Source organism: Streptomyces sp. NPDC007875 (assembly GCF_042868035.1).
GTDB lineage: Bacteria > Actinomycetota > Actinomycetes > Streptomycetales > Streptomycetaceae > Streptomyces > Streptomyces antimycoticus.
Genome location: NZ_JBIADZ010000003.1, coordinates 1 through 23881 on the forward strand (window position 1 = coordinate 1; position 23881 = coordinate 23881).

The 23881-nt window shown below is 71.6% G+C and carries 22 protein-coding genes and 1 pseudogene; 15 read left to right on the forward strand and 8 right to left on the reverse strand.

The features are described 5' to 3' along the window. From ACFYOY_RS06905 to ACFYOY_RS06920, 4 genes and pseudogenes are all read left to right on the forward strand, one after another. Positions 1–159, forward strand: a pseudogene (locus ACFYOY_RS06905) (4-hydroxy-3-methylbut-2-en-1-yl diphosphate synthase); the annotation flags it as partial. A gap of 23 nt (positions 160–182) precedes the next feature. After that, entirely contained in the window at positions 183–2132 is a 1950-nt protein-coding gene (gene dxs / locus ACFYOY_RS06910; RefSeq protein WP_351903754.1) for a 1-deoxy-D-xylulose-5-phosphate synthase, read from the forward strand. Next, positions 2129–3535, forward strand: a complete 1407-nt coding sequence (locus ACFYOY_RS06915; protein WP_351903757.1) for an aspartate aminotransferase family protein — start codon at positions 2129–2131, stop codon at positions 3533–3535. The genes dxs and ACFYOY_RS06915 overlap by 4 nt, the downstream gene beginning before the upstream one ends. A gap of 17 nt (positions 3536–3552) precedes the next feature. Further along, the gene (locus ACFYOY_RS06920; RefSeq protein ID WP_388585325.1) at positions 3553–4761 is read left to right on the forward strand and encodes a serpin family protein; all 1209 of its coding nucleotides are present in this window, start codon (positions 3553–3555) and stop codon (positions 4759–4761) included. A gap of 104 nt (positions 4762–4865) precedes the next feature. On the opposite strand, the gene ACFYOY_RS06925 is transcribed toward ACFYOY_RS06920, so the two are convergent. Next, the gene (locus ACFYOY_RS06925) at positions 4866–5690 is read right to left on the reverse strand and encodes a tyrosine-protein phosphatase (RefSeq protein WP_351903763.1); all 825 of its coding nucleotides are present in this window, start codon (positions 5688–5690) and stop codon (positions 4866–4868) included. 170 nt (positions 5691–5860) lie between these two features. On the opposite strand from ACFYOY_RS06925, the gene ACFYOY_RS06930 reads away from it, so the two are divergent. Then, a complete protein-coding gene (locus tag ACFYOY_RS06930; RefSeq protein WP_388585329.1) occupies positions 5861–7972 on the forward strand; it encodes an alpha-galactosidase in 2112 nt (703 codons plus the stop codon). A 79-nt stretch (positions 7973–8051) separates the two neighbouring features. Beyond that, positions 8052–8849, forward strand: coding sequence for an SGNH/GDSL hydrolase family protein (locus ACFYOY_RS06935; protein WP_351903769.1), 798 nt, complete (start codon positions 8052–8054; stop codon positions 8847–8849). Between the two features lie 255 nt (positions 8850–9104). On the opposite strand, the gene ACFYOY_RS06940 is transcribed toward ACFYOY_RS06935, so the two are convergent. Next, positions 9105–9548 (reverse strand): ATP-binding protein, encoded by a 444-nt coding sequence (locus ACFYOY_RS06940; protein ID WP_237298680.1) that lies wholly within the window; start codon positions 9546–9548, stop codon positions 9105–9107. A gap of 136 nt (positions 9549–9684) precedes the next feature. Between ACFYOY_RS06940 and ACFYOY_RS06945 the strand changes: the two genes are divergently transcribed. Then, positions 9685–10551, forward strand: a complete 867-nt coding sequence (locus ACFYOY_RS06945; RefSeq protein WP_351903773.1) for a helix-turn-helix transcriptional regulator — start codon at positions 9685–9687, stop codon at positions 10549–10551. 3 nt (positions 10552–10554) lie between these two features. Continuing rightward, the gene (locus ACFYOY_RS06950) at positions 10555–10806 is read left to right on the forward strand and encodes a DUF397 domain-containing protein (protein ID WP_078639994.1); all 252 of its coding nucleotides are present in this window, start codon (positions 10555–10557) and stop codon (positions 10804–10806) included. On the opposite strand, the gene ACFYOY_RS06955 is transcribed toward ACFYOY_RS06950, so the two are convergent. From ACFYOY_RS06955 to ACFYOY_RS06975, 5 genes are read right to left on the reverse strand one after another with little or no spacing between them, the layout of a single operon-like run. Next, a complete protein-coding gene (locus ACFYOY_RS06955; protein ID WP_351903776.1) occupies positions 10760–11731 on the reverse strand; it encodes an STM4011 family radical SAM protein in 972 nt (323 codons plus the stop codon). The genes ACFYOY_RS06950 and ACFYOY_RS06955 overlap by 47 nt on opposite strands. A gap of 11 nt (positions 11732–11742) precedes the next feature. Further along, on the reverse strand, positions 11743–13101 hold the full coding sequence (locus ACFYOY_RS06960; RefSeq protein ID WP_388585334.1) for an STM4012 family radical SAM protein: 1359 nt from the start codon (positions 13099–13101) through the stop codon (positions 11743–11745). Beyond that, positions 13098–13901, reverse strand: coding sequence for an STM4013/SEN3800 family hydrolase (locus ACFYOY_RS06965; RefSeq protein ID WP_351903864.1), 804 nt, complete (start codon positions 13899–13901; stop codon positions 13098–13100). The genes ACFYOY_RS06960 and ACFYOY_RS06965 overlap by 4 nt, the downstream gene beginning before the upstream one ends. A gap of 28 nt (positions 13902–13929) precedes the next feature. Beyond that, the gene (locus tag ACFYOY_RS06970) at positions 13930–15057 is read right to left on the reverse strand and encodes an STM4014 family protein (RefSeq protein ID WP_388585336.1); all 1128 of its coding nucleotides are present in this window, start codon (positions 15055–15057) and stop codon (positions 13930–13932) included. Positions 15058–15101: 44 nt separating this feature from the next. Beyond that, positions 15102–16058: an STM4015 family protein gene (locus ACFYOY_RS06975; RefSeq protein WP_388585337.1), complete on the reverse strand. Its 957-nt coding sequence runs from the start codon at positions 16056–16058 to the stop codon at positions 15102–15104. Positions 16059–16319: 261 nt separating this feature from the next. Between ACFYOY_RS06975 and ACFYOY_RS06980 the strand changes: the two genes are divergently transcribed. From ACFYOY_RS06980 to ACFYOY_RS07010, 7 genes are all read left to right on the forward strand, one after another. Next, a complete protein-coding gene (locus tag ACFYOY_RS06980; RefSeq protein WP_137968229.1) occupies positions 16320–16646 on the forward strand; it encodes a hypothetical protein in 327 nt (108 codons plus the stop codon). A 64-nt stretch (positions 16647–16710) separates the two neighbouring features. Further along, positions 16711–17829 (forward strand): DUF6745 domain-containing protein, encoded by a 1119-nt coding sequence (locus ACFYOY_RS06985; RefSeq protein WP_388585339.1) that lies wholly within the window; start codon positions 16711–16713, stop codon positions 17827–17829. A gap of 160 nt (positions 17830–17989) precedes the next feature. Further along, positions 17990–18895, forward strand: coding sequence for a glycoside hydrolase family 19 protein (locus ACFYOY_RS06990; protein WP_351903791.1), 906 nt, complete (start codon positions 17990–17992; stop codon positions 18893–18895). Between the two features lie 92 nt (positions 18896–18987). Beyond that, positions 18988–19872 carry a GNAT family N-acetyltransferase gene (locus tag ACFYOY_RS06995; RefSeq protein WP_351903794.1) on the forward strand — a complete coding sequence of 295 codons (885 nt, stop codon included), beginning with the start codon at positions 18988–18990 and terminating at the stop codon, positions 19870–19872. 69 nt (positions 19873–19941) lie between these two features. Then, the gene (locus tag ACFYOY_RS07000) at positions 19942–21210 is read left to right on the forward strand and encodes an MBL fold metallo-hydrolase (RefSeq protein WP_388585343.1); all 1269 of its coding nucleotides are present in this window, start codon (positions 19942–19944) and stop codon (positions 21208–21210) included. Between the two features lie 207 nt (positions 21211–21417). Then, complete coding sequence (locus ACFYOY_RS07005; protein WP_351903800.1) at positions 21418–22284, forward strand: chitosanase; 867 nt, start codon at positions 21418–21420, stop codon at positions 22282–22284. A 96-nt stretch (positions 22285–22380) separates the two neighbouring features. Further along, positions 22381–23106 (forward strand): alpha/beta hydrolase, encoded by a 726-nt coding sequence (locus tag ACFYOY_RS07010; protein WP_351903803.1) that lies wholly within the window; start codon positions 22381–22383, stop codon positions 23104–23106. A gap of 42 nt (positions 23107–23148) precedes the next feature. Here the strand turns inward: ACFYOY_RS07010 and ACFYOY_RS07015 are convergent, their stop codons facing one another. Next, a complete protein-coding gene (locus ACFYOY_RS07015) occupies positions 23149–23841 on the reverse strand; it encodes a gamma-glutamyl-gamma-aminobutyrate hydrolase family protein (protein ID WP_351903806.1) in 693 nt (230 codons plus the stop codon). Positions 23842–23881 lie beyond the last annotated feature (40 nt).

The window sequence follows — 23881 nt, forward strand, 5'->3', positions numbered from 1 at the left end:
GGCAATGGCAAGGGGCAGATCTTCGTCAAGGGCGAGGTCATCAAGACCGTGCCGGAGTCGAAGATCGTGGAGACCCTGATCGACGAGGCCATGAACATCGCGCGGCGCATGGAGGACGAGGGGGTCCCGTCGGGCACCCCGGACGTCACCGTGGGCTGATACACCGAGGAGGGGAACCGACCATGCCGTTGCTGGAGAACATCCGGGGCCCGCACGACCTCAAGGCGCTGACCGGTGAGGAACTGGACGTGCTCGCCCAGGAGATCAGGGAGTTCCTGATCGACGCGGTGGCCAGGACCGGAGGCCATCTGGGCCCGAATCTCGGCGTGGTCGAGCTGTCCATAGCCCTGCACCGCGTCTTCGACTCACCCGCCGATCGCATCCTGTGGGACACCGGCCACCAGTCCTACGTCCACAAACTGCTCACCGGCCGCCAGGACTTCTCCAAGCTCCGCCACAAGGGCGGACTGTCCGGCTATCCGTCACGGGCCGAATCCGAGCACGACATCATCGAGAACAGCCATGCCTCCACCGTGCTGGGCTGGGCCGACGGCCTCGCCAAGGCCAATGAGGTGCGCGGCGGCACCGACCATGTGGTCGCCGTCATCGGGGACGGGGCGCTGACCGGCGGGATGGCCTGGGAGGCGCTCAACAACATCGCCGCCGCCCGGGACCGTCCGCTGGTCATCGTCGTCAACGACAACGAGCGCTCCTACGCGCCCACCATCGGCGGGCTCGCCAACCACCTCGCCACCCTCCGCACCACCGACGGCTACGAGCGCTTCCTGGCCTGGGGCAAGGAGGTGCTGCAGCGCACCCCGGTGGTCGGCCAGCCGCTGTACGGCTCGCTGCACGGCGCCAAGAAGGGATTCAAGGACGCCTTCGCACCGCAGGGCATGTTCGAGGACCTCGGGCTGAAGTACCTCGGCCCCATCGACGGTCATGACACCGAGGCGGTCGAGTCGGCCCTGCGCCGCGCCAAGCGGTTCCACGGCCCGGTCCTCGTCCACTGCCTCACCGAGAAGGGCCGCGGCTACCGGCCCGCGCTGGAGGACGAGGCGGATCGTTTCCACACCGTCGCCGCGATGGACCCGCTCACCTGCGCTCCCCTCATCCCCTCCGGCGGCCGCTCATGGACCTCGGTGTTCGGGGAGGAGATGGTGCGGATCGGCGCCGAGCGGCCCGATGTGGTCGCCCTCACCGCCGCGATGCTGCACCCCGTGGGCCTCGCCGGCTTCGCCGAGGCGTATCCCGAGCGGGTGTGGGACGTCGGCATCGCCGAGCAGCACGGGGCGGTCTCGGCGGCCGGACTCGCCACCGGCGGACTCCACCCGGTCTTCGCCGTCTACGCCACCTTCCTCAACCGCGCCTTCGACCAGCTGCTCATGGATATCGCCCTGCACCGCTGCGGGGTGACCTTCGTCCTGGACCGGGCCGGTGTCACCGGCACCGACGGGCCGAGCCACAACGGCATGTGGGACATGTCCGTCCTCCAGGTGGTGCCGGGGCTGCGGATCGCCGCCCCGCGCGACGCCGACCAGCTGCGCGCCCAGCTGCGCGAGGCGATCGACGTGGACGACGCGCCGACCGTCATCCGCTTCCCCAAGGAGTCGGTGGGGCAGCCCATCGCGGCCATCGACCGCGTCGGCGGGATGGACGTCCTGCGCCGGGGCGAGGACGTCCTCCTCGTCGCGGCCGGGGTCATGGCCACCGTCGCGCTGCGCGCCGCCGAGCTGCTGGCCGAGCGCGGCATCGGCTGCACGGTCGTCGATCCGCGCTGGGTCAAACCCGTCGACCCCGAGCTGCCCGGACTCGCGGCGCGCCACCGGCTGGTGGCGGTCGTCGAGGACAATGTGCGCACCGGCGGAGTGGGCGCGGCGGTCGCCCAGACGCTGGGGGACGCCGAAGTCGACCTGCCGGTGCGGACGTTCGGCATCCCCGAGGCGTTCCTGGCCCATGCCAAGCGCGGTGAGGTGCTGGCCGACATCGGGCTCACCCCCGCCGAGATCGCGGGCCGGATCGGGGCGGCCCTGACCCGTATCGCGGACCGTCCGGAGCGCGCGAGCACCGCCGCCGAGGCCCGTACCGCCGCCCAGGCCCGTACCGCCGCCGCCAAGGAGAGCCAGGCATGACAGCAGCCGAGCAGCAGCGGCGTTCGGGCTTCGACCTCGGGAAGCTGCTGGCCGAGCGTGCCTCGGAGCGGTACGACCTGCACACCCGGCATCTCAACCACCAGCTGCCCCGGATGCTGCAGACCATCGGATTCGACAAGGTCTACGAACGGGGCGAGGGCGCGTACTTCTGGGACGACGAGGGCCAGGACTACCTCGATATGCTCGCCGGCTTCGGGGTGATGGGCCTGGGCCGCCACCACCCCGTGGTCCGCAAGGCGCTGCACGACGTCCTGGACGCCGACCTGGCCGATCTGACCCGCTTCGACTGCCAGCCGCTGCCCGGTCTGCTGGCCGAGCGGCTGCTGGCCCACGCCCCGCATCTGGACCGGGTCTTCTTCGGCAACAGCGGCACCGAGGCCGTCGAGACGGCCCTGAAGTTCGCCCGCTACGCCACCCGTAAACCACGCATCCTCTACTGCGCCCACGCCTTCCACGGGCTCACCACCGGCTCGCTGTCGGTCAACGGCGAGGACGGCTTCCGCAAGGGGTTCGCCCCGCTGCTGCCCGACACCGCCATCGAGATGGGCGATCTCGACGCGCTGGAGCGGGAGCTGGCGCGCGGGGACGTGGCGGCGTTCGTGGTGGAGCCCATCCAGGGCAAGGGGGTGCACGAGACCCCGCCCGGCTTTCTGCGCGCCGCGCAGGAGCTGCTCCACCGCCACAAGGCGCTGCTCATCGCGGACGAGGTGCAGACCGGCCTCGGCCGCACCGGGGACTTCTTCGCCTACAGCCACGAGGACGGCGTCGAACCGGATCTGGTGTGCGTGGCCAAGGCCCTCTCCGGCGGCTATGTGCCGGTCGGCGCGACGCTCGGCAAGGACTGGATCTTCAGGAAGGTCTACTCCTCGATGGACCGGGTGCTGGTCCACTCCGCCAGCTTCGGCGCCAACGCCCAGGCCATGGCGGCCGGCCTCGCCGTCCTCGCCGTGATGGAGGACGAGCAGATCGTGGCCAACGCCCGCCGCACCGGCGAGCTGCTGCGCGAGCGCCTCGCCGCGCTCGTGGACCGCTACGAGCTGCTGCACGACGTCCGCGGCCGGGGGCTGATGATCGGCATCGAGTTCGGCAGGCCCAGCTCACTGGGGCTGCGCAGCCGGTGGGCGATGCTGCAGACGGCGCGCAAGGGGCTGTTCGCGCAGATGGTCGTCGTCCCGCTGCTGCGGCGCCATCGCATCCTCACCCAGGTGTCCGGGGACCATCTGGAGGTCATTAAGCTGATCCCGCCGCTGATCATCGGTGAGCGGGAAGTGGACCGATTCGTCGAGGCGTTCACCGCGGTCATGGATGACGCACATCAGGGCGGCGGCCTGATGTGGGAGTTCGGCCGGACTCTCGTCAAGCAGGCGGTGGCCAACCGCTGACCGATGGGGGATCCGGCATGATCGACGCGACCGCCGTAGGGGCCGTCAACACGATGACGGCGAGGTGGGCGCGGGCCGCCGTGGCGGACGAGGGCACGGTCTTCGCCGCCACCGGGGTCTGGCCGCTGCTCGCCCTGCTCGCGGGCGGTGCCGGCGGCCCGGCCCGCCAGGAGCTGGAGGACGCGCTGGGCGTCGGCGCCGACCGGGCCACGGCGCTCGGCGGCGAGCTGCTCGGGGCGCTGGACGGCATGGACGGTGTCGACGCCGCCACCGGGCTGTGGACCCGTCAGGACCTGCCGATCCGGTCCGAGTGGGAGGCCGCGATGCCGCCGGGCGTACGGGGTGCGCTGACCGGGGACAGCGAGCACGACCGCAAGGAGCTGGACGCCTGGGCATCCCGGTGCACACGGGGCGCGATCGCCGAGATGCCGGTGCCGCTCAGCCCCGCCACCCAGCTGGTGCTGGCCGGGGCGCTCACGGTGCGGACGGCCTGGCTGCAGCCGTTCCAGCCGGGCTGGCTGATGCCGAAGAGCGGCCCGTGGCGGGACCGGTCGCTGGCCGGGCTCACCCGGTCCGCGGACGACCTCGACGGGGTGCTGCGAGTCGTCCCGGACACCCCGGCCGGTCCGCTCACCCTGTCCGGGGTCGCGGGCCGCAACGGGCTGGATGTGCATCTGGTCCTCGGCGCCGAGGACGCACCGGGCGGCGAGGTGCTGGAGGCCGGGATCGGCGCGGTGGCCGGGCGGTACGCGGGGTGGCCCGGCTCGGCGCTGCCGCCGGGCGCGGCCGGGCCCGGAGTCCAGGTCATGGAGGTCGAGAGCTGGGACCCCACGCCCCGGGTGACGCTCACCACCCCGGCCTTCACCGATGAAGGCCCGGCACGATCTGCTGCGCCGGGCCGAGCTGTTCGGGCTGCGTACCGCCCAGGACACCGCGCGCGGCCACTTCCCGGGGATCAGCCCGGCCGCGCTGGCGCTGTCCTCCGGAGAGCAGTCCATGACCGCCTCGTTCAGCGCCGAGGGCTTCTGGGCGGCGGCGGTGACCGCGTTCTCCATGGCTCCCGGTTCGGCGCCGCCGCAGCGGAAGGTGAAGCTGATCAGCGTGCGGTACGACCGGCCGTTCGGCTTCCTGGCCGTGCACCGCGCCACCGGTCTGGTGCTGGCGGCGGGCTGGGTCACCGAGCCCGAGGCCGGGGCCGACACCATGTGGTGAGCCGTGAGCCGTGAGCCGTGAGCCGTGAGCCGTGAGCCGTGAGCCGTGAGCCGTGAGCCGTGAGCCGTGAGCCCCGGGGCGGGCGCGGGCCGGCGCTGTCGGCCCCGGGGCGGTGTTGTCAGCCGGTGAGCAGCCGCTCGCGGAGCCGCTCGCGCCGCTCGGGGGTGAGGCCGAGCCCCTCGGCGAGATAGCGGTCGGTGCCGCCCCAGGTCTCCTCGATGGTCGCGAAGGCCGCTGCCAGATATTCGGCGCGCGCGTCGAAGAGCGGCAGCAGCAGCGCCATGACCTCTGCGGACATCGGGTCGGAGCCGTCCTCCGGATCGCCCTTGCGCCAGATCTTGTAGCGCCGGTGGGCGGCGGCCGACGCGAGGTAGTCGGCCTCGATGGCCTCCCGCTCGACGCCGAGGGCCAGCAGGGTCACCGCGATGGACAGCCCCGCCCGGTCCTTGCCGGCCGAACAGTGCATCAGCACCGGCGAGCTGTCCTCCGCCATGTCGCTGAGGATCCGGCCGTGCTCGACGATCCGGGTGGTGATGATCCCGCGGTAGGAGCCGATCATGCGCTTCTCGGCCCGGCCCTCGGCGAGCAGCTTGCGCAGGGTGTCCAGATCGCCCTCGCGCACCATCGTCCAGAACCCGGCGCCGTCGGCCGGGTCGGACAGCGGCAGATTGACGTTCCGGACCCCGCTCAGCGTGACGTCCGGGCCCTCCAGCTTGATGTCGGCGGCGTTGCGGAAGTCGAAGACGGTGTGCAGGCCGAGCGCGTCGAGGAAGGCCGCGTCCGCCTCGGTGGCATGGGCGAGATGGCCGCTGCGGAACAGGACGCCGGGCCGCACACGGCGGCCGTCGGCAGCCGGCAGTCCGCCGAGATCACGGAAGTTGCGTACCCCCACCAGCTGAGTTTCGGCCTGGGGGACCTGCGGCGGCTGCGACTGCTGCGTCACGGGCTCTCCTTCACCATGGGCCGCCGACGCGGCTCGTCGACGAGGCGGCTGCAGCCGACCATACGACATGGGTGCAACGGGCAATCGGTCTCCCGCCGGTGCGAGGGCATTGCCGCACCGGCCCGCCCTCCCCGATCATGTTGACACCTGTGGAGAATTGGGGGAGCGCGATGATCGAAACCGGTGGAAGCGGTCGGCTCTGGGTGCTCTCGGGGCGGCACAGCAGCTATGCCCTGCATGTCACCGACCGTGATGAACTGCTCCACCTCCACTGGGGTCCGGGCATCGCGGTCGAGGACGCCGAGGCCCTCGCCGCCGAGCCGGGGCCGCCGGAGCGGCCGTTCGAATCACCGCTGGACGGGCGCGAGGAGTACCCCGTGGAGGGCGGCCCGCGTTTCGTCCGCCCCGCCCTGTCCGTACACGCCGGGGGCGTGCGCGGCACCGAGTGGCGGTTCAGCAGCGGCACCGTCCTGGACCCCGGCACCGGCCAGGAGCTGCGGTTGCGCTTCCACGACCCGCTGCACCACCTCGACATCACCCTCCACTACCGGATGCGGGACGACGGCGATGTCATCGAGCGATGGACCACCCTCACCCACACCGGCAACGCCGGCCAGGAGCCCGTGGAGCTGCTGCGCGCCGACTCCGCCGCCTGGTCGCTCCCGGTGCGCGACCGCTGGCGGCTGTCCCATCTGCACGGCCGCTGGGCCGCCGAGAGCCGGCTGGCCCGCACCGAGCTCACCCCTGGCGAGAAGGTGATCGGCAGCCGCCGGGGCCACACCAGCCACCATCATCTGCCCTGGATCGCCCTGGACGGCGGGGAGGCCACCGAGGAGAGCGGCGAGGTGCACAGCTGCGCGCTCGCCTGGTCCGGGGCCTGGCGGATCGCCGTCCAACGGCTGGCCGATGGCGCCGTCCAGGCGGTCGGCGGGGTCGGCCACGACGACGCGGGCCAATTGCTCCTCGCGCCCGGTGAGTCGTTCACCACCCCCGTCTTCGCGGGGCTGTGGACCGACGGAGGCTTCGGGGCCGCGAGCCGAGCCTGGCACGCCTGGCAGCTCGCGCGGGTGGTCCCCGGCGCCGACCGGTCCCGGCCGGTGCTCTACAACTCCTGGGAGGCCACCGAGTTCGAGGTGAGCGAGGAGCAGCAGCGCTCGCTCGCCCAGCTGGCCGCCACCATGGGCGTCGAGCTGTTCGTCGTCGACGACGGGTGGTTCGGGGCGCGCACCAGCGACCGGGCCGGGCTCGGCGACTGGACGGCCAACCCGGACCGCTTTCCACACGGGCTGAAGCCGCTCGCCGACGAGGTGCACGCGCTGGGGATGCAGTTCGGCATCTGGGTCGAGCCGGAGATGGTCAACCCCGACAGCGACCTCTACCGCGCCCACCCCGACTGGGTGCAGCACCACTCCGGCCGGGCCCGCGCCGAATTCCGCAACCAGCTCGTGCTCAACCTCGCCCGCCCCGAGGTGCGCGAGTATCTGTGGGAGCGGCTGGACACCCTGCTGAGCGGTGCGCCCATCGACTATGTGAAATGGGACTTCAACCGCTCCTTCTCGGACGCCGGCTGGCCCGGTGAGCCCTATCCGCGGCGGCTGTGGATCGACCATGTACGCGGGCTGTACGAGCTGCTGGAGCGGCTGCGCGCCGCACACCTCCAGGTCGCCTTCGAGTCCTGCTCGGGCGGTGGTGGCCGGATCGATCTGGGCGTCCTGGGCCGCACCGACCAGGTGTGGACCTCGGACAACACCGACCCGCTGGACCGGCTGGCCATCCAGCACGGCTTCAGCCAGCTCCACCCGGCCCGGGTGATGGCCGCCTGGGTCACCGACAGTCCCAATGCCATGGGCAACGCACGCGTCAGCTCGCTGCGCTTCCGCTTCGTCAGCGCGATGGCCGGGGTGCTGGGCGTCGGCGGCGATCTCACCCGCTGGAGCGAGGCGGAACTGGCCGAGGCCCGCGACTGGGTGGCGCTCTACAAGCGGGTGCGCCCGGTCGTCCAGCACGGTGAGCTCTACCGGCTGCGACCGCCGGAGGGCGACGGGCTCAGCGCGGTGCAGTACGTCCGGGGCGAGGAGACCGTGGTGCTGGCCTGGATCCAGGCGCAGCACTACGGCGACGCGCAGCCCCCGCTGCGGCTGCGCGGGCTCGACCCGGCGGCCACCTACCGGGACCTGGAGACCGGGGAGGTGCACCGGGGAGCGGTGCTCGCGCACCGGGGCCTGCGCACCGGGCTGGGCGGTGACCTCGACGCCGCCGTATTCCACCTTCGCCGAAACTGACCAGGTGGGATAGATCACCCCACGTCAAGCCCTGGTTACGATGGCGTAAGTCACGCCGTCGGGTGAATGATGTCCCGACGTGGCAGACGATAAGGAGAGATTCAGCAACGGTTCCATCGGGTCGTACGCAGCCGTCGGCGACAGCTTCACCGAGGGCGTCGGCGACCCCGGTCCTGATGGAGTGTTCGTCGGCTGGGCCGACCGGCTCGCGGTCCTGCTGTCCGACCAACGACCTCACGACGATTTCCGCTACGCCAATTTGGCCGTACGCGGTCGACTCCTTGACCAGATTGTCGCGGAGCAGGTGGCGCGCGCCATCGAACTCGGCCCCGATCTGGTCACCTTCTGTGCGGGGGGCAATGACATCCTGCGCCCCGGCAGCGACCCCGACGATGTCGCCGAGCGCTACGAGGCGGCCGTCGCCGACCTCAAGGCACAGGTGGGCACGGTGCTGGTGTGCACGGGCTTCGACACCAGAGGGGTGCCGGTACTGCGTCATCTGCGGGGCAAGATCGCCACGTATACGGCGCATGTGCGGGCGATCGCCGACCGCTACGACTGCCCGGTGCTCGACCTGTGGTCGCTGCGCTCGGTGCAGGACCGCCGGGCCTGGGACGCCGACCGGCTGCATCTGTCGCCGGACGGGCACACCCGGGTCGCGCTGAGGGCCGGTCAGGTGCTGGGGCTCGACGTTCCCGCCGACCCCGATCAGCCCTGGCCGCCGGAGGGGCAGCGCACCGCCGCCGAGGTGCGCCGGGACAACGTCCACTGGGCGCGCGAATATCTGGTGCCCTGGATCGGCCGACGACTGCGCGGTGAGTCGTCGGGTGACCATGTGGAGCCCAAGCGGCCCGATCTGCTGCCGCTGCGGCCCTGAACGTTCCGTGACCCGAAGCGGTCCCGGAGGAATAGGGGCAGACCCCCGTTGGCGCCCCGAGGCTGACCGCCTCGTGCGCTGTCGCTGCCCCTATTCCCTCGGCACCGCTCGTTCCGAGCCCCTGTGCTCGCGCCGCTCCGGACGGCGCGTCGCGCCGTGCCTGCTCGTACGTAGGTCGTGCGTGCGTCGTGCCTGGGTCGTGCGTGAGTCGTACTCGTCCGTGCCCGTCCGTACGGTCGTGTCGTCGCGGAGCCGCTACGTCGCCAGATAGGCCCAGACGGCGCGGCCCGCTCCCCCCTGGTTCGGCCTGACCCCCCAGGCTTCCGAGAGGGCCTCCACCAGCATCAGCCCGCGGCCGCCCTCCTGGTCCGCGGTCACCGACCTGGCCTCCGGCACCGTGCGGGCGCATCCCTGGTCGGCCACCTCGAGCCGCAGCCGGGTCCCTATGAGCTGCAGTGAGCAGCGAACCTCCTCGCTGGAGGTGTGGCGGACCGCGTTGGTGAACAGCTCGGAGACGATCAACTCCGCGCTGTCCCGGGTGTCCTGGTCGATGCCCCATGAGCGCAGCCGCCGGACGACATGCCTTCTCGCCTCGGCGACGGACGTGCTCAGCGCCGGCAGACGAAACACGTCGTGGCGGGGCGGAGCGACCACGGTGCCGCCGCGCCCTAACCGGAGAGCCTCATAGGAAGGAGCCACGTCGACACTATGCTCTGTCACGCTCGCGTATGGCAAGGTTCAATCTGTAAATTACAGAATCGCAAGCGCAGGGTGTTCGGAATGCTGAGCCCATGCCAGACTGCTGTGTCGTGAAGGTACTTGGAGGGGGACGGTAGTGGCGGATGCGCGGGCGGGCGGAGCCCCGACCGTCCTGCGAGTCGTGCTCGGAAAACGGCTCCAGGACCTTCGGGAGAAGGCCGGGCTGTCGTTCGAACAGGCCGGGCGCGCCCTGGACGTCACGCATGCCACGATCCGCCGGATGGAGAAGGCCGAGGTCGGCCTGAAGCTCCCGTACGTCGAGAAGCTGCTGCGGACGTACGGCGTCATCGACCCCGAGGAGGTCGAGGGGTTCCTCTCCCTCGCGCGCGAGGCCAACAAGGCCGGCTGGTGGCACCGGTTCCGCGACGTCCTGCCGGAGTGGTTCAACACCTTCGTCAGCCTGGAGGTCGAGGCCAATCTGATCCGGGCCTACGAGCCGCATTACATTCCCGGGCTGCTGCAGACCGACGACTATGCCCGCGCGGTGCTCCGCGCGGGCATGCCGCATGCGCCCGAGTCGGAGATCGAGCGCAATGTCGCCCTCCGTATGGAACGCCAGGCCCTGCTCACCCGGGACAACCCGCCGATGCTGTGGGTGGTCATGGACGAAACGGTGGTGCGCCGCCCCATCGGCGGTTCCGAGACCATGCGTGCCCAGATCGCGCGGTTGATCGAGGAGGCGGAGGCCCCTCATATCCGGCTGCAGATCATGCCGTTCGACGCCGGCCCGCACCCGGCGATGTACGGCCCCTTCCATATCTTCCGGTTCCCGATCCCGGAGCTGCCGGATATCGCGTATACGGAGTCGCTGGTCAGCGGCTCCTACTTCGACCAGCGCGATGACGTATCGGCATTCCTGGAGGCCTTGGACCGGATGTGCGCGCAGGCCGCGCCTGCTCAGACGACTCAGGCCATTCTGAGTCGCATTCGCAAGGAGATCTGAACGATGGATCGCATATGCGGGAGCCGCGTATACAGCGGCATGCCGGCAAGGGACCTCGGCAGCGAGGGCTGGCACAAGCCTTGGAGTGGCGGCAACGGGGGAAGCTGCGTCGAGGCGATGAGGCTGAAGGACGGACGGGTGGCGCTGCGCCAGTCGACCGATCCGGACGGACCGGCACTGATTTACACCCCGGTGGAGATGAAACGCTTCATCCAGGGGGCGAAGGCCGGGGAAGCGGACTTTCTGTTCCTGTGACGTGCGGTTCTGCGACGCTCGTCATGACCAGGGGGATCGAGGGGGAAACAGTGTGACCGACCGACCACGGACCGGCCGGCGGGGGCGGCGCCGGGACGCGTTCCAGCACACCGCCCGCGAACACGTCGTACAGGGGGAGCGACTCCAGGTGCACATAGCCGATATGGCAGTCACAGACGGCTAGCGGGCAGGGCCGGGGCCGTAGCGCCGCGCGGTACGACCCGTCGTAGAGATTGCCCAGTTCCGCAGGGACGAAATGGCAGCGGCGCACCGTGCCGTCGCCGTCCACCGAGATCACCGAGGCGCCGGTCCGGCATGGCAGACCGGCGCTTCGGTGCGGATGGCGGCTGTAGCCGAAGAGCGGGTCCAGCGCGGTCCACTCGGCCGCCTCGGCGTCCGTGTAGGTGTGGCCCTCGGCCGCGTTCACCCACAGGTACACCTGGCTCGGGAGATCGGCGCGCAGTTGGCGGGCCCGGTCCAGATGGGCGGGCAGCCCCACGATGCCGACGCTGTGGCGCACCCCGCGCGCGGCCAGCTCCCCGCACTTGGCGAGAAACCGGTCGTACGGGGTCTGGCCCGGGTGGTAGGTGCACCACAGGGCGAGGGTGGCCGGGTCGGCCTCGGTCGTCCACCCGGTCCGGCAGCTCAGATTGGTCTGGATGGCGACCCGCTCGACATGGGGCAGATGGCTGAGCTCGATGAGCGCACGGCGATACCAGGAGCGCACCAGCCCCTCGCCCCACGGGGTGAACAGCACCGACAGCCGGTCACCGGTCTGCTCCGCCGCCCAGGCCGTGAACCGCTCCAGCGCGGCGCGGTCGGCGCGCAGCCGCTCCGGGCTGTCCCGGCGCTTGGCGAACGGGCAGTACGGACAGTCGTAGTCGCACGAGGCGAGCGGACCCCGGTACAGAATGGTCAAGTCCACGCCTGAACACCTCACTTCAGGTCGTACGCGGCCATGGCGGCGCGCACGGCGGGCGAGAACAGCTCAGGGCCGAGCGCATCGGAGTGCGCCAGCCCCTCGGGGGACAGCCGCAGCCGTCCGGGCACCGCGCCCGGATCCAGCCAGCCGCGCGCCGCGAACCGCGCCAGCTCCACGGGGAAGTCCTCGGCCGGATCGGCACCGAACCGGGCCCGGTAGCCCGCCGACTCCATCCCCTCGGCCTGGAGGACGGACTGCAGCAGATGGCGCCGGCGGGCCTCGTCGCCGGTCATCCTCAGGCCGTGCTCGGCGCGGGCGAAGTCGGCCGCGGGCCGGGAGACATAGTCGTCGATGATGCCGCGGATCTCCCGCATGTCGACCGCGTAGTCGAACGAGTAGTGCAGGGCGGAGGTGTAGGAGCGGGCGCCGCAGCCCAGGCCGACCATGCCGTCCGTCTGGCAGGCGTGGTCCTCACCCCCGGTCGCGGGTACGCCCTGGGCACGGAACATCCGCATCGAGACCTGCTCATAGCCGTGGGCGAGCAGATGGTCGCGGCCCGAGCGGTACAGCCGCAGCCGCCGCTCGTCCCACTCCGCGTCCCACTCCGCCTCTGGCTCCCTGACCTCCTTGCGGCCGAGCCCGGTCAGCGGGCGGACATAGAGGGGATAGAGATACAGCTCCTCCGGGCGCCAGGCCAGGGCGGCGTCCAGGGATTGGCGCCAACTGTCCTCGGTCTGACCGTCGATGCCATAGATCAGATCGATGTTGAGCACCGGTATCCCCGCGTCCCGGATCCGGCTCAGCGCCGCCTCCACATCGGCCCGGCGCTGCGGCCGCACCGCCGAGCGCGCCTCCGCGTCGACGAAGCTCTGCACCCCCAGGCTCAGCCGGGTGGTGCCGCGCCCGGCCAGCACCGCGAGCCGGTCGGCCGTGGCGGTGGCCGGGGACGCCTCGACCGAGAGCGGCACGGCGGCCAGGTCCGCGCCCATCCCCTTCTCGGCGATATCGCAGAGCCGCTCCAGCTCGGCCGCCTCCAGGAACGTGGGGGTGCCGCCGCCGAACGCCGCGGCGGCGAACCGGGCCTCCTCGCCGAGCGCCTCGCGCACCGCCCCCGCCTGCCGCTCCAGCGCGTCCAGATAGGCCGTCACCAGCCCCTCGGGGGCACCGATCCGGGTGAAGAGATTGCAGAAGCCGCAGCGCACCTCGCAGAAGGGGATGTGCAGATACAGTGACAGCGCGTCCTTCGGCTCGGCCGCCCACAGCGCGCGCAGCGCGGGACGCTCGGCGAGCGGCCGGTAGGCGGTCTTGTGCGGATAGGCGTAGACGTACGACTGGTAGGGGCGGACGGTCGAACCGAGCGTGCTGATGTTCATCGGGCCTCGAGGAAGAAGTGGGTGTACGGCACGGTCCAGACGACCTCATGGCCGAGCCGGTGGCCCGTGTAGCCGTCGTCGCCGTACGCGGTGCCGTGGTCGGAGCAGAGGATGGCGAAGGCGGGACCGCGGCCGCTCAGGGCGGCCAGGAGCCGCTCGACATGGCGGTCCACGTACTCCAGGGCGGCGGCGTGGGTGGCGCGGGAGTCGCCCGCCTCGTGGGTGGCGCCGGGCAGATGGAACCAGTTGGGCTGGTGCAGCGCGGAGACGTTGACGAAGAGGAACAGCCGCCGGCCGGGGTCCAGATCCGCGATCACCTTCTCGGCGCGGTCGATCTGCGCCTCGAACGAGGTGGGGGAGGTGACCCCGAACTCCGGCTCCCAGTGGCTCTCGTCGAAGTAGCCGGGCAGCACCGAGCCCAGCGGCCCCCGCTTGTTGAAGAAGCCGACCCCGCCGACGCACACCGTGTGGTACCCGGCCGCCGCGAGCCCCGACACCAGATCGGGCGTCTCGAAGACATAGGTGCCCGCCGCGGTGGTCTCGCTGCCCGCGAAACGGGCCGCGAACAGCCGGCGGTGCGGTCCGGGGGTGGCCGGGGTCGGCAGGAAACCCGCGAACATCGCCTGGTGGGAGGCGTAGGTGAAGCTGCCGGGGGCATGCCGCTCGTCCCAGGCGCCGCCGGGCATCCGGGCACTGAGGTTCGGCGTCCGTCCTGCGGCCGCCAGTTCGGCCGCCACGTCGTAGCGCAAGGTGTCGAGGGTGATCAGCAGCAGGTCATGGCTGCCCACGACCTCGCTCATATCGGGCTCGGACAGCGGCATGGCGGGCTCAGACAGCGGCATCGCGGTGGGCGTCCTTCCGTATCCGCGGCACGGCGGCGACCTGGGCCGCATAGGTGTCAAGGCCCTCCGCGCCGCTGCCGGGCAGACCGGTCAGCCGGGGCAGCAGATCGCCGAAGGCGTTGACCTCGCCGACGGCGAACCGCCGCCACCCCGGACCGGGCAGCAGATCGACCCCGACGCACAGCGTGCGCGGGAAGCACTCGGCCGCCCGCTCCGCGGTGCCCAGCACCTCGCTCCAGGCCACCCCGCTCGCCTCCGCCGCCGCGCGGGCGGCGGTCAGATCGCCGCGCACCCCGCCGAGGTGGAGATTGGTCATGGGGGAGCGGCTGGTGCGCACCACGGCGTGGGTGGCCCTGCCCGCCACCACCACGATCCGCAGATCGGCCACGCGCTTGTCCTGGGACGCCTTGGGCAGCCAGCGCTCGATGTGCAGCCCGTCCGGCGCCAGGGTGTCGACGATCGCGGCGACCTCCGCCTCGGTGTCGTACCGCCGCACCCGCAGCGAGTTGTACAGCCGGCCGTCCTCCGTGCGCTCCACGGAGGTCGTGGCCCGCACCCGGCCGGGGCCCGCCGTCTCCACGGCGAGCACTCCGGAGGCGGACGAGCCGTGGGCCGGCTTGACGAAGGCGCGCCGCAGCCCCGAGGTGCCGAGCGCCGCGCGCACGTCCTCCCAGCCGCGCATGGGCGGCGCCTGCGGCCCGGAGGTCGGCGAGGGCGGTACCGGGACGCCCGCGCCGTCCAGCGCCCCGTGGCACAGCCGCTTGTCGAACAGGACGGCCAGCTCTCCGGGGTCGTTCAGCAAGGTGGCACCGGCCGTGCGCGCCGCCGCCGCGACGCCCCGGACGGCCTCGGTGAACCGCGCGTACCAGCGGCCGGTGCCCTCGACCCGGGTGGGGTCGACGGCGCCGCGCAGCAGCCACTCCACCTCCTCGTCCTCGCCCGGCGAGTCGATCCGCACGGTTTCGGCGGGCTCGAACGCGGCGCCGTCGGTCAGCACATCGCGCCAGGCCAGCACCCGGGGCGCGGGCAGTCCGGCGGCCACGGCGGCTTCGGAGAACATCTCCACCCGGCGGCCGCCCGGATTGCCGACCACGGCGAAGCGCGTCCCATTCATGGAAGGGGGCCCTTCCCTGTCGGGTTCTCGATGGGGCATGGACATCACTCGGCGACGGCGGTGTAGCGGAACACCTCGTCGTCGTACTCGTCCTCATCGCCCTTCTCGGCCATCACGACCTTCACCCCGGACGGCTCCAGGGCCGTGCGCAGCCGCTCCTCCATGGCCGAGGAGAAGTAGTTGTGGTCCAGATCGAGCCACTTCAGATGGGTGAGCGGCTGGCCGTCGAGCAGCGCGGCCGCACCCTCGTCGGTGAGCACACCCATGGACAGGTCGAGGGATGCGAGCTGAGCGACCACGGGGGCCGCCGCCATGGCGGCCGCGATCTCGTCCTGGATCTCGCTGTTCTGCACCCCCAGGTGGCGCAGCGCGGGGAACCGGCCGCCGCTCAGGATCGGGGCCAGGTCGGCGACGGTGGCGTTGCCCCCGTACTCCTCCACACCGAGCCACATCTCCAGGTGCTCGAGCGCGGGCAGGTCGCTGGCGGCGACCCCGCGCACCACCTCGCCGGGCAGCCCGCCGGTCTCGAAGCGGAGCGTGCGCAGGTGGGTATGGGTGACGGCCGGGAAGGACAGCCCGTTTCCACCGCGGACGCCCAGTTCACGCAGGGTGGGGTAGGCCTGGAGGACCGGTGTCACATCGGACTGCTCGATCCAGGAGATCTCCGACTCCTCCGCGGTGATGTCGCCGATGAAGACCGCCTCCAGCGCGGTCAGCCGGTCCTTGGCCATGAGGAGCTGCTCGATGGCATCGTCGGCGTCGCCTTCGTAGGTCTCGCCCCACTGACCGATGATCAGCGCTCGCACCCGCGAGGGGTCCACTGAGGTCGAGAAGCGCTGGAAACGCCCATCGAAGTCCTCGTCCGACTCGTCGCGGTAGGGGTCGTAGGAGATCCGCCAGGCGACGGCGCCCGGCTCGGGCAGCTCGGCGGCCCCCTCGTCGGACAGCGGAAAGTCGAAGGCCGGAAGGCCGTGCAGTTCGTCCAGGTGGTCGACCGACATGAGCGGTATCTCCTGATGTGTTCGCGTGGGCGTGCCTGGTTCCGATTGGCGTGCGAAGAGTTGTACCAAGCGCCACCGACAGCCGCCCCGGCGGGCGTTGGCGGACGCGGTCCGGCAACGCCGTTGCGGGGCCGGGGTGCCGGGCGGGGGCCGGATCGGGTTGTCGGACGGTGTTGTCGGTGGCCCCCCGTAACGTCATGACCATCGACCGGCCCGCAGGGCTCGGTGGGCCCAAAACGGCTGCGGTGAAAGGGAATTGGCATGTACCGACAGGGCGACGTCCTGATCGTTCCGGTGGCCGCGGAGGCGCTGCCGCAGGGCATCGACGCGCTGCCGCGGCAGCCGAGGGACGGGCGGGGCCGGCTGGTGCTGGCGCTCGGCGAGGTGACCGGGCACGCCCATGCGGTGGTCGGGCCGGGCACGCTGGTGCGCGAGTCGGGCCCGTTCGGCGTCTCGTACCTTCATCTCCCCGACGGCGGGCGGGTGGTGCACGAGGAGCACGCGGCGATACCGCTGCCCAAGGGCTGGTACCGCGTGGTGCGCCAGCGGGAGTACGTGCCGGGCGCCGTGCGCGTCGTGGCGGACTGAGGGCGGGGAGCGAACGATGACGACGGCAACGGCAACTGCGGTTGCGACGGCGGTGGGGAACGGCATGAGTGGTGTGAACGTGCTCGCGGACGAGGACCGGACGGCACACTGGCGCACGGTCGCCGCGGCCACCGGCCCGGCCGACCGCGCGGCGGCCGAGGCGGGCATCCGCCGCGCCTATGAGCAGGCCGGGCTCACCGCGCCCGAGCGGATCGTATGGGCCGGTTCCCCGCTGGCGGCCACGGCGGCCGTGATGCCGCTGACCGGGCAGGAGGACCGGCTGCCCCAGGATTTCGCCGAGCGGGCGGCGGGCACGCTGCGGGCGGCCGGGGTCGAGCCGGTCGCCGGCGGCGTGGGTGCGTCGGTGCGGGAGGCCGTGCGCACCCATCCGTGGGCGCGCGCCCGGCAGCGGCTCCATGACGACCTGGGTCCGGCCGGCTGGGCCGGGCGGTGGGCGCTCTCGGCGGCGCCGCTGTGGGATGTCACCCGCGCCCTGACCGAGCGCGTCCGCACCGGGGTGGTCGAGGCCCTGGCGCCGGAGCCGGATCGCGGGACGGCCGTCCGGCTCGCCCTGCTGGACGCGGTGCTGGGGCAGCATGACGCGCCCTGGCTGGCCGCCGTCGCGGACGGGGCGGAGCCCGACCCGCTGGCCGGTGTCGCCGCGGTCGCCCGCGCCGCCGGCTGGTGGTGGCCGTACGAGAAGGCTGTGATCGTCGCCGAGCGCCCGGTCGAGTTGCACCGCGACGAGGCGGGCCGCCTCGACCGCGGCGACGGTCCCGCCCTCGCCTTCCCCGACGGCTTCGCGCTGTACGCCTGGCGGGGCATGCCGGTGCCCGCGGCCTTCCTCCAGCGGCTCGGCGAGCTGACCCCGGAGCGCATCCGCGAGGAGGAGAACGCGGAGCTGCGCCGGGTGATGCTGGAGCACTACGGCTATGAGCGCTATCTCGAGGAGTCCGGGGCCGAGCCGGTGCACCGCGACGAGACCGGGGCCCTGTGGCGTATCGCGCTGGACGGGGACGAGCCGGTGGTGATGGTCGAGGTGGTCAACTCCACGCCGGAGCCCGACGGTACGCACCGCACCTACTGGCTGCGCGTGCCGCCCCGGGTCCGGACCGCCCGCGAGGGCGTCGCCTGGACCTTCGGGGTGGACGCCGACACCTACCGCCCCGAGCGCGAGACCTGATTGAAAGTCAGATCCCCGTACTGCTACCGGACTTGCTCCGGAGACCGCCCGTTTGCTCATTCCGGCACAAAGGTTTGGTCTATACCTTGACTGGTATAGACCAAGCCGCTTGAGTGTCCCTCAGCATTGCAGGGCCCCCCACGCGAAGGAGATCGGCCTCATGTGGAGACGACGTGTTCTGGCGCCGCTCGCGGCGACCGCGGCGGTGTGTGCGAGTGTGCTTGTCATGCCCATGGCCTCGTCCGCCTCGGCGGCGGGGACGACCACCCAGGCGGCCTGCGACTACCCGAACTGGGCCGCGGGCAAGGCGTACGTCACCGGCGACATCGTCCGGTACACCGACGGCAAGTACTACCGCGCGGAGCACGACAACCCGGGCTATGACCCGGTGATCAGCACCTGGTACTGGGAGCCCTTCAACTGCGGCTCCGAGGGCCAGAACCCGAGCGCCTTCGTGGTGAGCGAGGCCCAGTTCAACCAGATGTTCCCGAACCGGAACTCGTTCTACACCTATCAGGGCCTGACCGCCGCCATGAGCGCCTACCCCGGCTTCGCCAACACCGGCAGCGACACCGTCAAGAAGCAGGAGGCGGCCGCCTTCCTGGCCAACGTCAACCACGAGACCGGCGGTCTGGTCCACGTCGTGGAGCAGAACACCTCCAACTACCCGCACTACTGTGACTCGAGCCAGCCCTACGGCTGCCCCGCGGGCCAGGCGGCCTACTACGGCCGCGGACCGATCCAGCTCAGCTGGAACTTCAACTACAAGGCCGCGGGCGACGCACTCGGCATCGACCTGCTCGGCAACCCCTGGCTGGTGGAGCAGGACGCCGCGGTGTCCTGGAAGACCGCCCTGTGGTTCTGGAACACCCAGACCGGGGCCGGCTCGATGACCCCGCACGACGCCATGGTCAACCAGCGCGGCTTCGGCGAGACCATCCGCGCCATCAACGGCAGCCTGGAGTGCAACGGCGGCAACCCCGGCCAGGTCCAGAGCCGGATCGACGCCTACCAGCGGTTCGTCCAGATACTCGGCACCACCCCCGGCTCCAACCTGAGCTGCTGAGCGGCCGCTGACCGGGCTGCCGAGCGGTCATCCGGTCAGAAGCGAGGAAATTGAGGTGCGCCGCTCCGCCGCTCCGCGCCAGCCTGGAGCACATGGCGTGGACGGTGACGTACGACCTCGATGAGTTCCGGGCCGCGGCGGGCGACTTTCTGGACGCCCGCCCGGCCCGGCACACCACTTTGCTCACAGTGGTCTCCTCCCTGGTGGCCGGGGGCAGCGGCAGATACGGCGATCAGCCGCCGGTGTACGGCTGGTGGACCGGGCAGGGGTCGGTGGAGGGCGCGTTTCTGTGCACCCCGCCCTACCCTCCGCTGCTCTCCCCCCTGCCCGGCGAGGCGGCTCGGGCCCTCGCCCGCACCCTCGCGGGGAACGGCGAGCGGCAGATCAGCGGAGTGAACGCCGGGCGTGAGACCGCCGAGACCTTCGCCACCGCCTGGACGGGCCTCACCGGTGCGATGAGCAGCGTCGAGCAGAACCACCGGCTCTACCGGCTCTCCACCCTCACCCCGCCCGATCCCGCGCCGCCGGGGCGCCCCCGGACCGCCACCCCCGCCGACCGCGATCTGCTGCTCACCTGGTACGAGGGGTTCGCCCGCGAGACCCAGGCGCTGATGGACGATGTCGCCGCCCAGGTGGACGACAAGCTCAGCCACGACGGGATCACCCTGTGGGAGGTCGACGGCCGGCCGGTGGCCTGCGCCGGGATCAGCCGTACGGTCGCGGACATGGCCCGGGTCGCCCTCGTCTACACCCCGCCTGAGCTGCGCGGACGCGGTTACGCGGGCGCCGCCACGGCCGCCGTGAGCCGGGCCGCGCGGGCCGCCGGGGTGCAGGAGGTCCTGCTCTTCACGGATCTCGACAACCCCACCAGCAACGCCCTCTACCAGCGTCTCGGCTACCGCCCGCTGGAGGACCATCTGGTGGTGTCGTTCACCTCGGCCGAGCGCACCGTTCCGGAACAAGGTCACCCCTCGTGAGAGTTGTGTGATTGCAGCCCAACGGCACCGCGCGTTGGAGTGCCCCCGCCCTCTCACCCTGGAGGATCCGTGACCGGCTCCCATCCGACACGTTCCCGGCTCACCGCCGCCCTGCGCCCCGCCGCCTTCGGGGCGGATCCCGCTGGGGAGCGGATGGAGCGCATCCGACGGTCGCCGAACTTCGCGAACGGTGTGTTCGTGAACCCGGTGGGCGCCCGCACCGTCCCGTCCGGCTCGATGCTGAAGTTCGCGTCCACCTACTTCCGCAAGGAGGAGCGCGTCCGCAGGGCACCGGCCGGGACCGTGCCGGTGCACCCCACCACCGTCGCCGATCTGGCCGCCCCGCCTGCCTCCGGGCTGCGGCTGACCTGGATGGGGCACTCCAGCGTGCTCGCGGAGATCGACGGGCGGCGGGTGCTGTTCGACCCCGTATGGGGGCAGCGCTGTTCGCCCTTCTCGATGGTGGGGCCCAAGCGGCTGCACCCGGTGCCGGTGCCGCTGCGGGAGCTGGCGCCGGTGGACGCGGTGGTCATCTCCCACGATCACTACGACCATCTGGACATGCCCACGATCCGGGCGCTGGTGCGGAGCCACGCCATGTTCGTCGTCCCGCTCGGGGTCGGCGCCCATCTGGAGCGCTGGGGCGTCCCGGCCGACCGGATGACCGAGCTGGACTGGCATGAGTCCACCGAGGTCGCCGGGCTCACGCTCACCGCCACTCCGGCCCGCCACTTCTGCGGGCGCGGGCTGCGCAACACCCAGCACACCCTGTGGGCCTCTTGGGTGGTGGCCGGTCCCGAGCACCGGGTCTACCACAGCGGGGACACCGGCTACTTCCCCGGCTTCGCGGAGATCGGCGCGGCCTACGGGCCGTTCGACGCGACCATGGTGCAGATCGGCGCGTACTCCGACTACTGGCCGGACATCCATATGACCCCCGAGGAGGGCATGCGGGCCCACCTCGATCTGCAGGGCGGGGACCCGGCGAAGGGGATCATGCTGCCGATCCACTGGGGCACCTTCAACCTCGCCCCGCACCCGTGGGAGGAGCCCGCCGAGGGAACGGTGTCCGCGGCGGGGGAGGCCGGGGCGAACGTGGCCGTTCCGCGTCCGGGGCAGCCGTTCGAGCCCGGGCAGGGGCTGCCGCTGGAGCCGTGGTGGCGGGCGATCGCGGCACGGCCGGTGACCAAGACGCCGGCCGGGGCCGAGGGCGCGGCCGAGCCGGCCGGCCTCACCGGCACATCCGGGGCGACGGGCTCGTCCGGGGCGACCGGCGGGTCCGGAAGGTCCGGGGCGGCGGGTGGCGCGGACCCCGCGATGCCCATACCTCAGTCGTAGCAAGGGATTTGGCGCCGCCTCCCGGCGGCGGACCGGCGCAGGGCTTCTTTGTCGAATGGTGTCGAAACCCTTGTGGTGGACACGACGCGCTCGCTTGAATGGTTAGGAAAGGTTCCTAACGGATCGTCCCAGGACCCGGGGCTGCCCCGGTGTGGCCTGGGACGGCCGAGCGCACTTCCCCCACAGTCGACAAGGAACGGAGTCCCCATGTCCCCCATGCCCCGGAGGATCGGCCTCGCGGCGGTGGCCGTCACCGTACCGGCCGCGCTCGTCTTCACCGGCGTCGGAGTCGGGCAGGCGTCCGACCACCTGCCGTCGTCGGCGGACGTGCACCGCCACTCGGCGCACAAGGCCGCCGCGGCGAGCAACCTGGACGACCCGGCGAAGAAGGAAATCGCCATGAAGCTGGTCTCCAGCGCCGAGAACTCCTCGCTCGACTGGCGCGCCCAGTTCCAGTACATCGAGGACATAGGTGACGGCCGCGGCTACACGGCGGGCATCATCGGATTCTGCTCCGGCACCGGCGACATGCTGGAACTCGTCGAGTACTACACCGAGCAGAAGCCCGGCAACGTCCTGGCCAAGTACCTCCCCGCGCTGCGTGACGTCGACGGCACCGACTCCCATGACGGCCTGGACCCGAACTTCACCGAGGACTGGAAGAAGGCCGCCGCCGACAAGGCGTTCCAGGACGCCCAGGAGCACGAGCGCGACCGCGTCTACTTCAACCCGGCCGTCCAGCAGGGCAAGAGCGACGGCCTGGGCGCGCTGGGCCAGTTCATCTACTACGACGCGATCGTGATGCACGGCCCCGGCGACAGCAAGTACAGCTTCGGCGGCATCCGTAAGACCGCCCTGTCCAAGGCCAAGCCCCCGGCGCAGGGCGGCAACGAGACCACGTACCTCAACGCCTTCCTCGACGCCCGTAAGGAGGCCATGAAGAGCGAGGAGGCGCACAGCGACACCAGCCGCGTCGACACCGAGCAGCGGAAGTTCCTCAACGAGAAGAACTTCGACCTGACGCCCCCGCTTCGGTGGGCGGTCTACGGCGACCCGTTCGAGATCAACTCCTGACCGCCGCACCGGCCCCCGCTTGCTAAGCGGGACGCTGTCCCATATTTTTAACCGGGACAGCGTCCCGTTTATTTTTGATGCAGATGGAGCGGAAATATGTCGACATATGTACTAGTGCACGGCGCTTGGCACAGTGGAGAGTGCTGGGAGCGGGTGGTTCCGTTGCTGGCGGCGGCCGGACACCGGGTGGTCGCGCCGACGCTGACCGGCTACGGCGACACGGCACACCTGCTGAGTCCCGAGGTGGGGCTCGAGACGCATGTCGACGACATCGTCGGGCTGATCACCGAAGAGGACCTCACCGACGTGGTGCTCGTCGGGCACAGCTACGCCGGGCTGGTCATCTCGTCCACGGCCAACCAGCTCCCGGACCGGATCGCGCAGCTGGTCTATCTCGACGCGATGGTCCCGGAGGACGGCGAGACCGCGGCCGATGTCATGCCCTTCACCCAGGCCATGATCGACCAGGCCCTGGCATCCGAGAGCGGCTGGCGGATTCCGCCCCTGGTCGGGATGGACCCGTCCTCGGGTCTGTTCGGGGTCACCGATCCGGCGGACGTGGCGTGGCTGCGCTCGATGATGTCGGATCAGTCGGTGCGCTGCCTCCAGCAACCGGTCCGGCTGGACAACCCGGCCGTCAACGCGATTCCCCGGACGCATATCCACTGCGTTGCCCATGTGCCGGAAGGCGTCACCCGGCGGCCGGTCCCCGCGATCCAGCCCAACGGCTCCCCGGCGCAGGTGTGGGAGTTGGAGACCGGCCATGACTGCATGATCACCATGCCGGCCGAACTCACCGAACTGCTGCTCAAGCTCGGCTGAACCGGGCCCGCCCGGGCCCGGCCCGCCTGGGCCCGATCCGCCTCAGCCCGCCGCCGCCTCGACCAGGGCGCGCATGATCCGTACGTCGTCGCCGGCCTCCGGATGCCACTGGACACCCAGCACGAACCCCTCCACGTCCGGCAGTTCCACCGCCTCCACCGTTCCGTCGTCCGCGGAGTGGGCCGAGGGGACCAGGCCCTCGCCCAGCCGGGCCACGGCCTGGTGGTGGAAGGTGGGGACGGACACCGGGTCCGGGAGGATCTCGGCCAGGAGCGTGTCCGGGACCGGCTTCACCTCGTGGTGACCGAAGACGCCGGGCCGGCCCGCGTGGCCGTCCAGGTGCTGGACGAGGGTGCCGCCGAGGAAGACGTTCAGCAGCTGGTGGCCGCGGCAGATGCCCAGCAGGGGAGTGCCCGACGCCAGGGCCGCGTCGATCAGGGCCAGCTCCCAGGCGTCCCGCTCCCGCGCGGGCGGCCCGGTGCGCGGGTCCACCTCGGCCCCGTACCGCATGGGCTCCACGTCCGGACCGCCGGAGATGACGAGCCCGTCGAGGCGGGAGACGATCCGCGCTGCGGCGGCCGGGTCCTCGTCGGGCGGCAGCATCGCCGCCAGGCCGCCCGCGCGCTGGACGAGCCGGTGGTAGCCCGCGGGCAGCAGCGCGGCGGGGAGGTTCCAGACACCCCAGCTCGCCGAGGATTCGAGATAGGTGCTGACGCCGATCAGGGGCTTGGACACCGGGGACTCCGATCTTCGAAGATCTGTGCACTCACTGTGC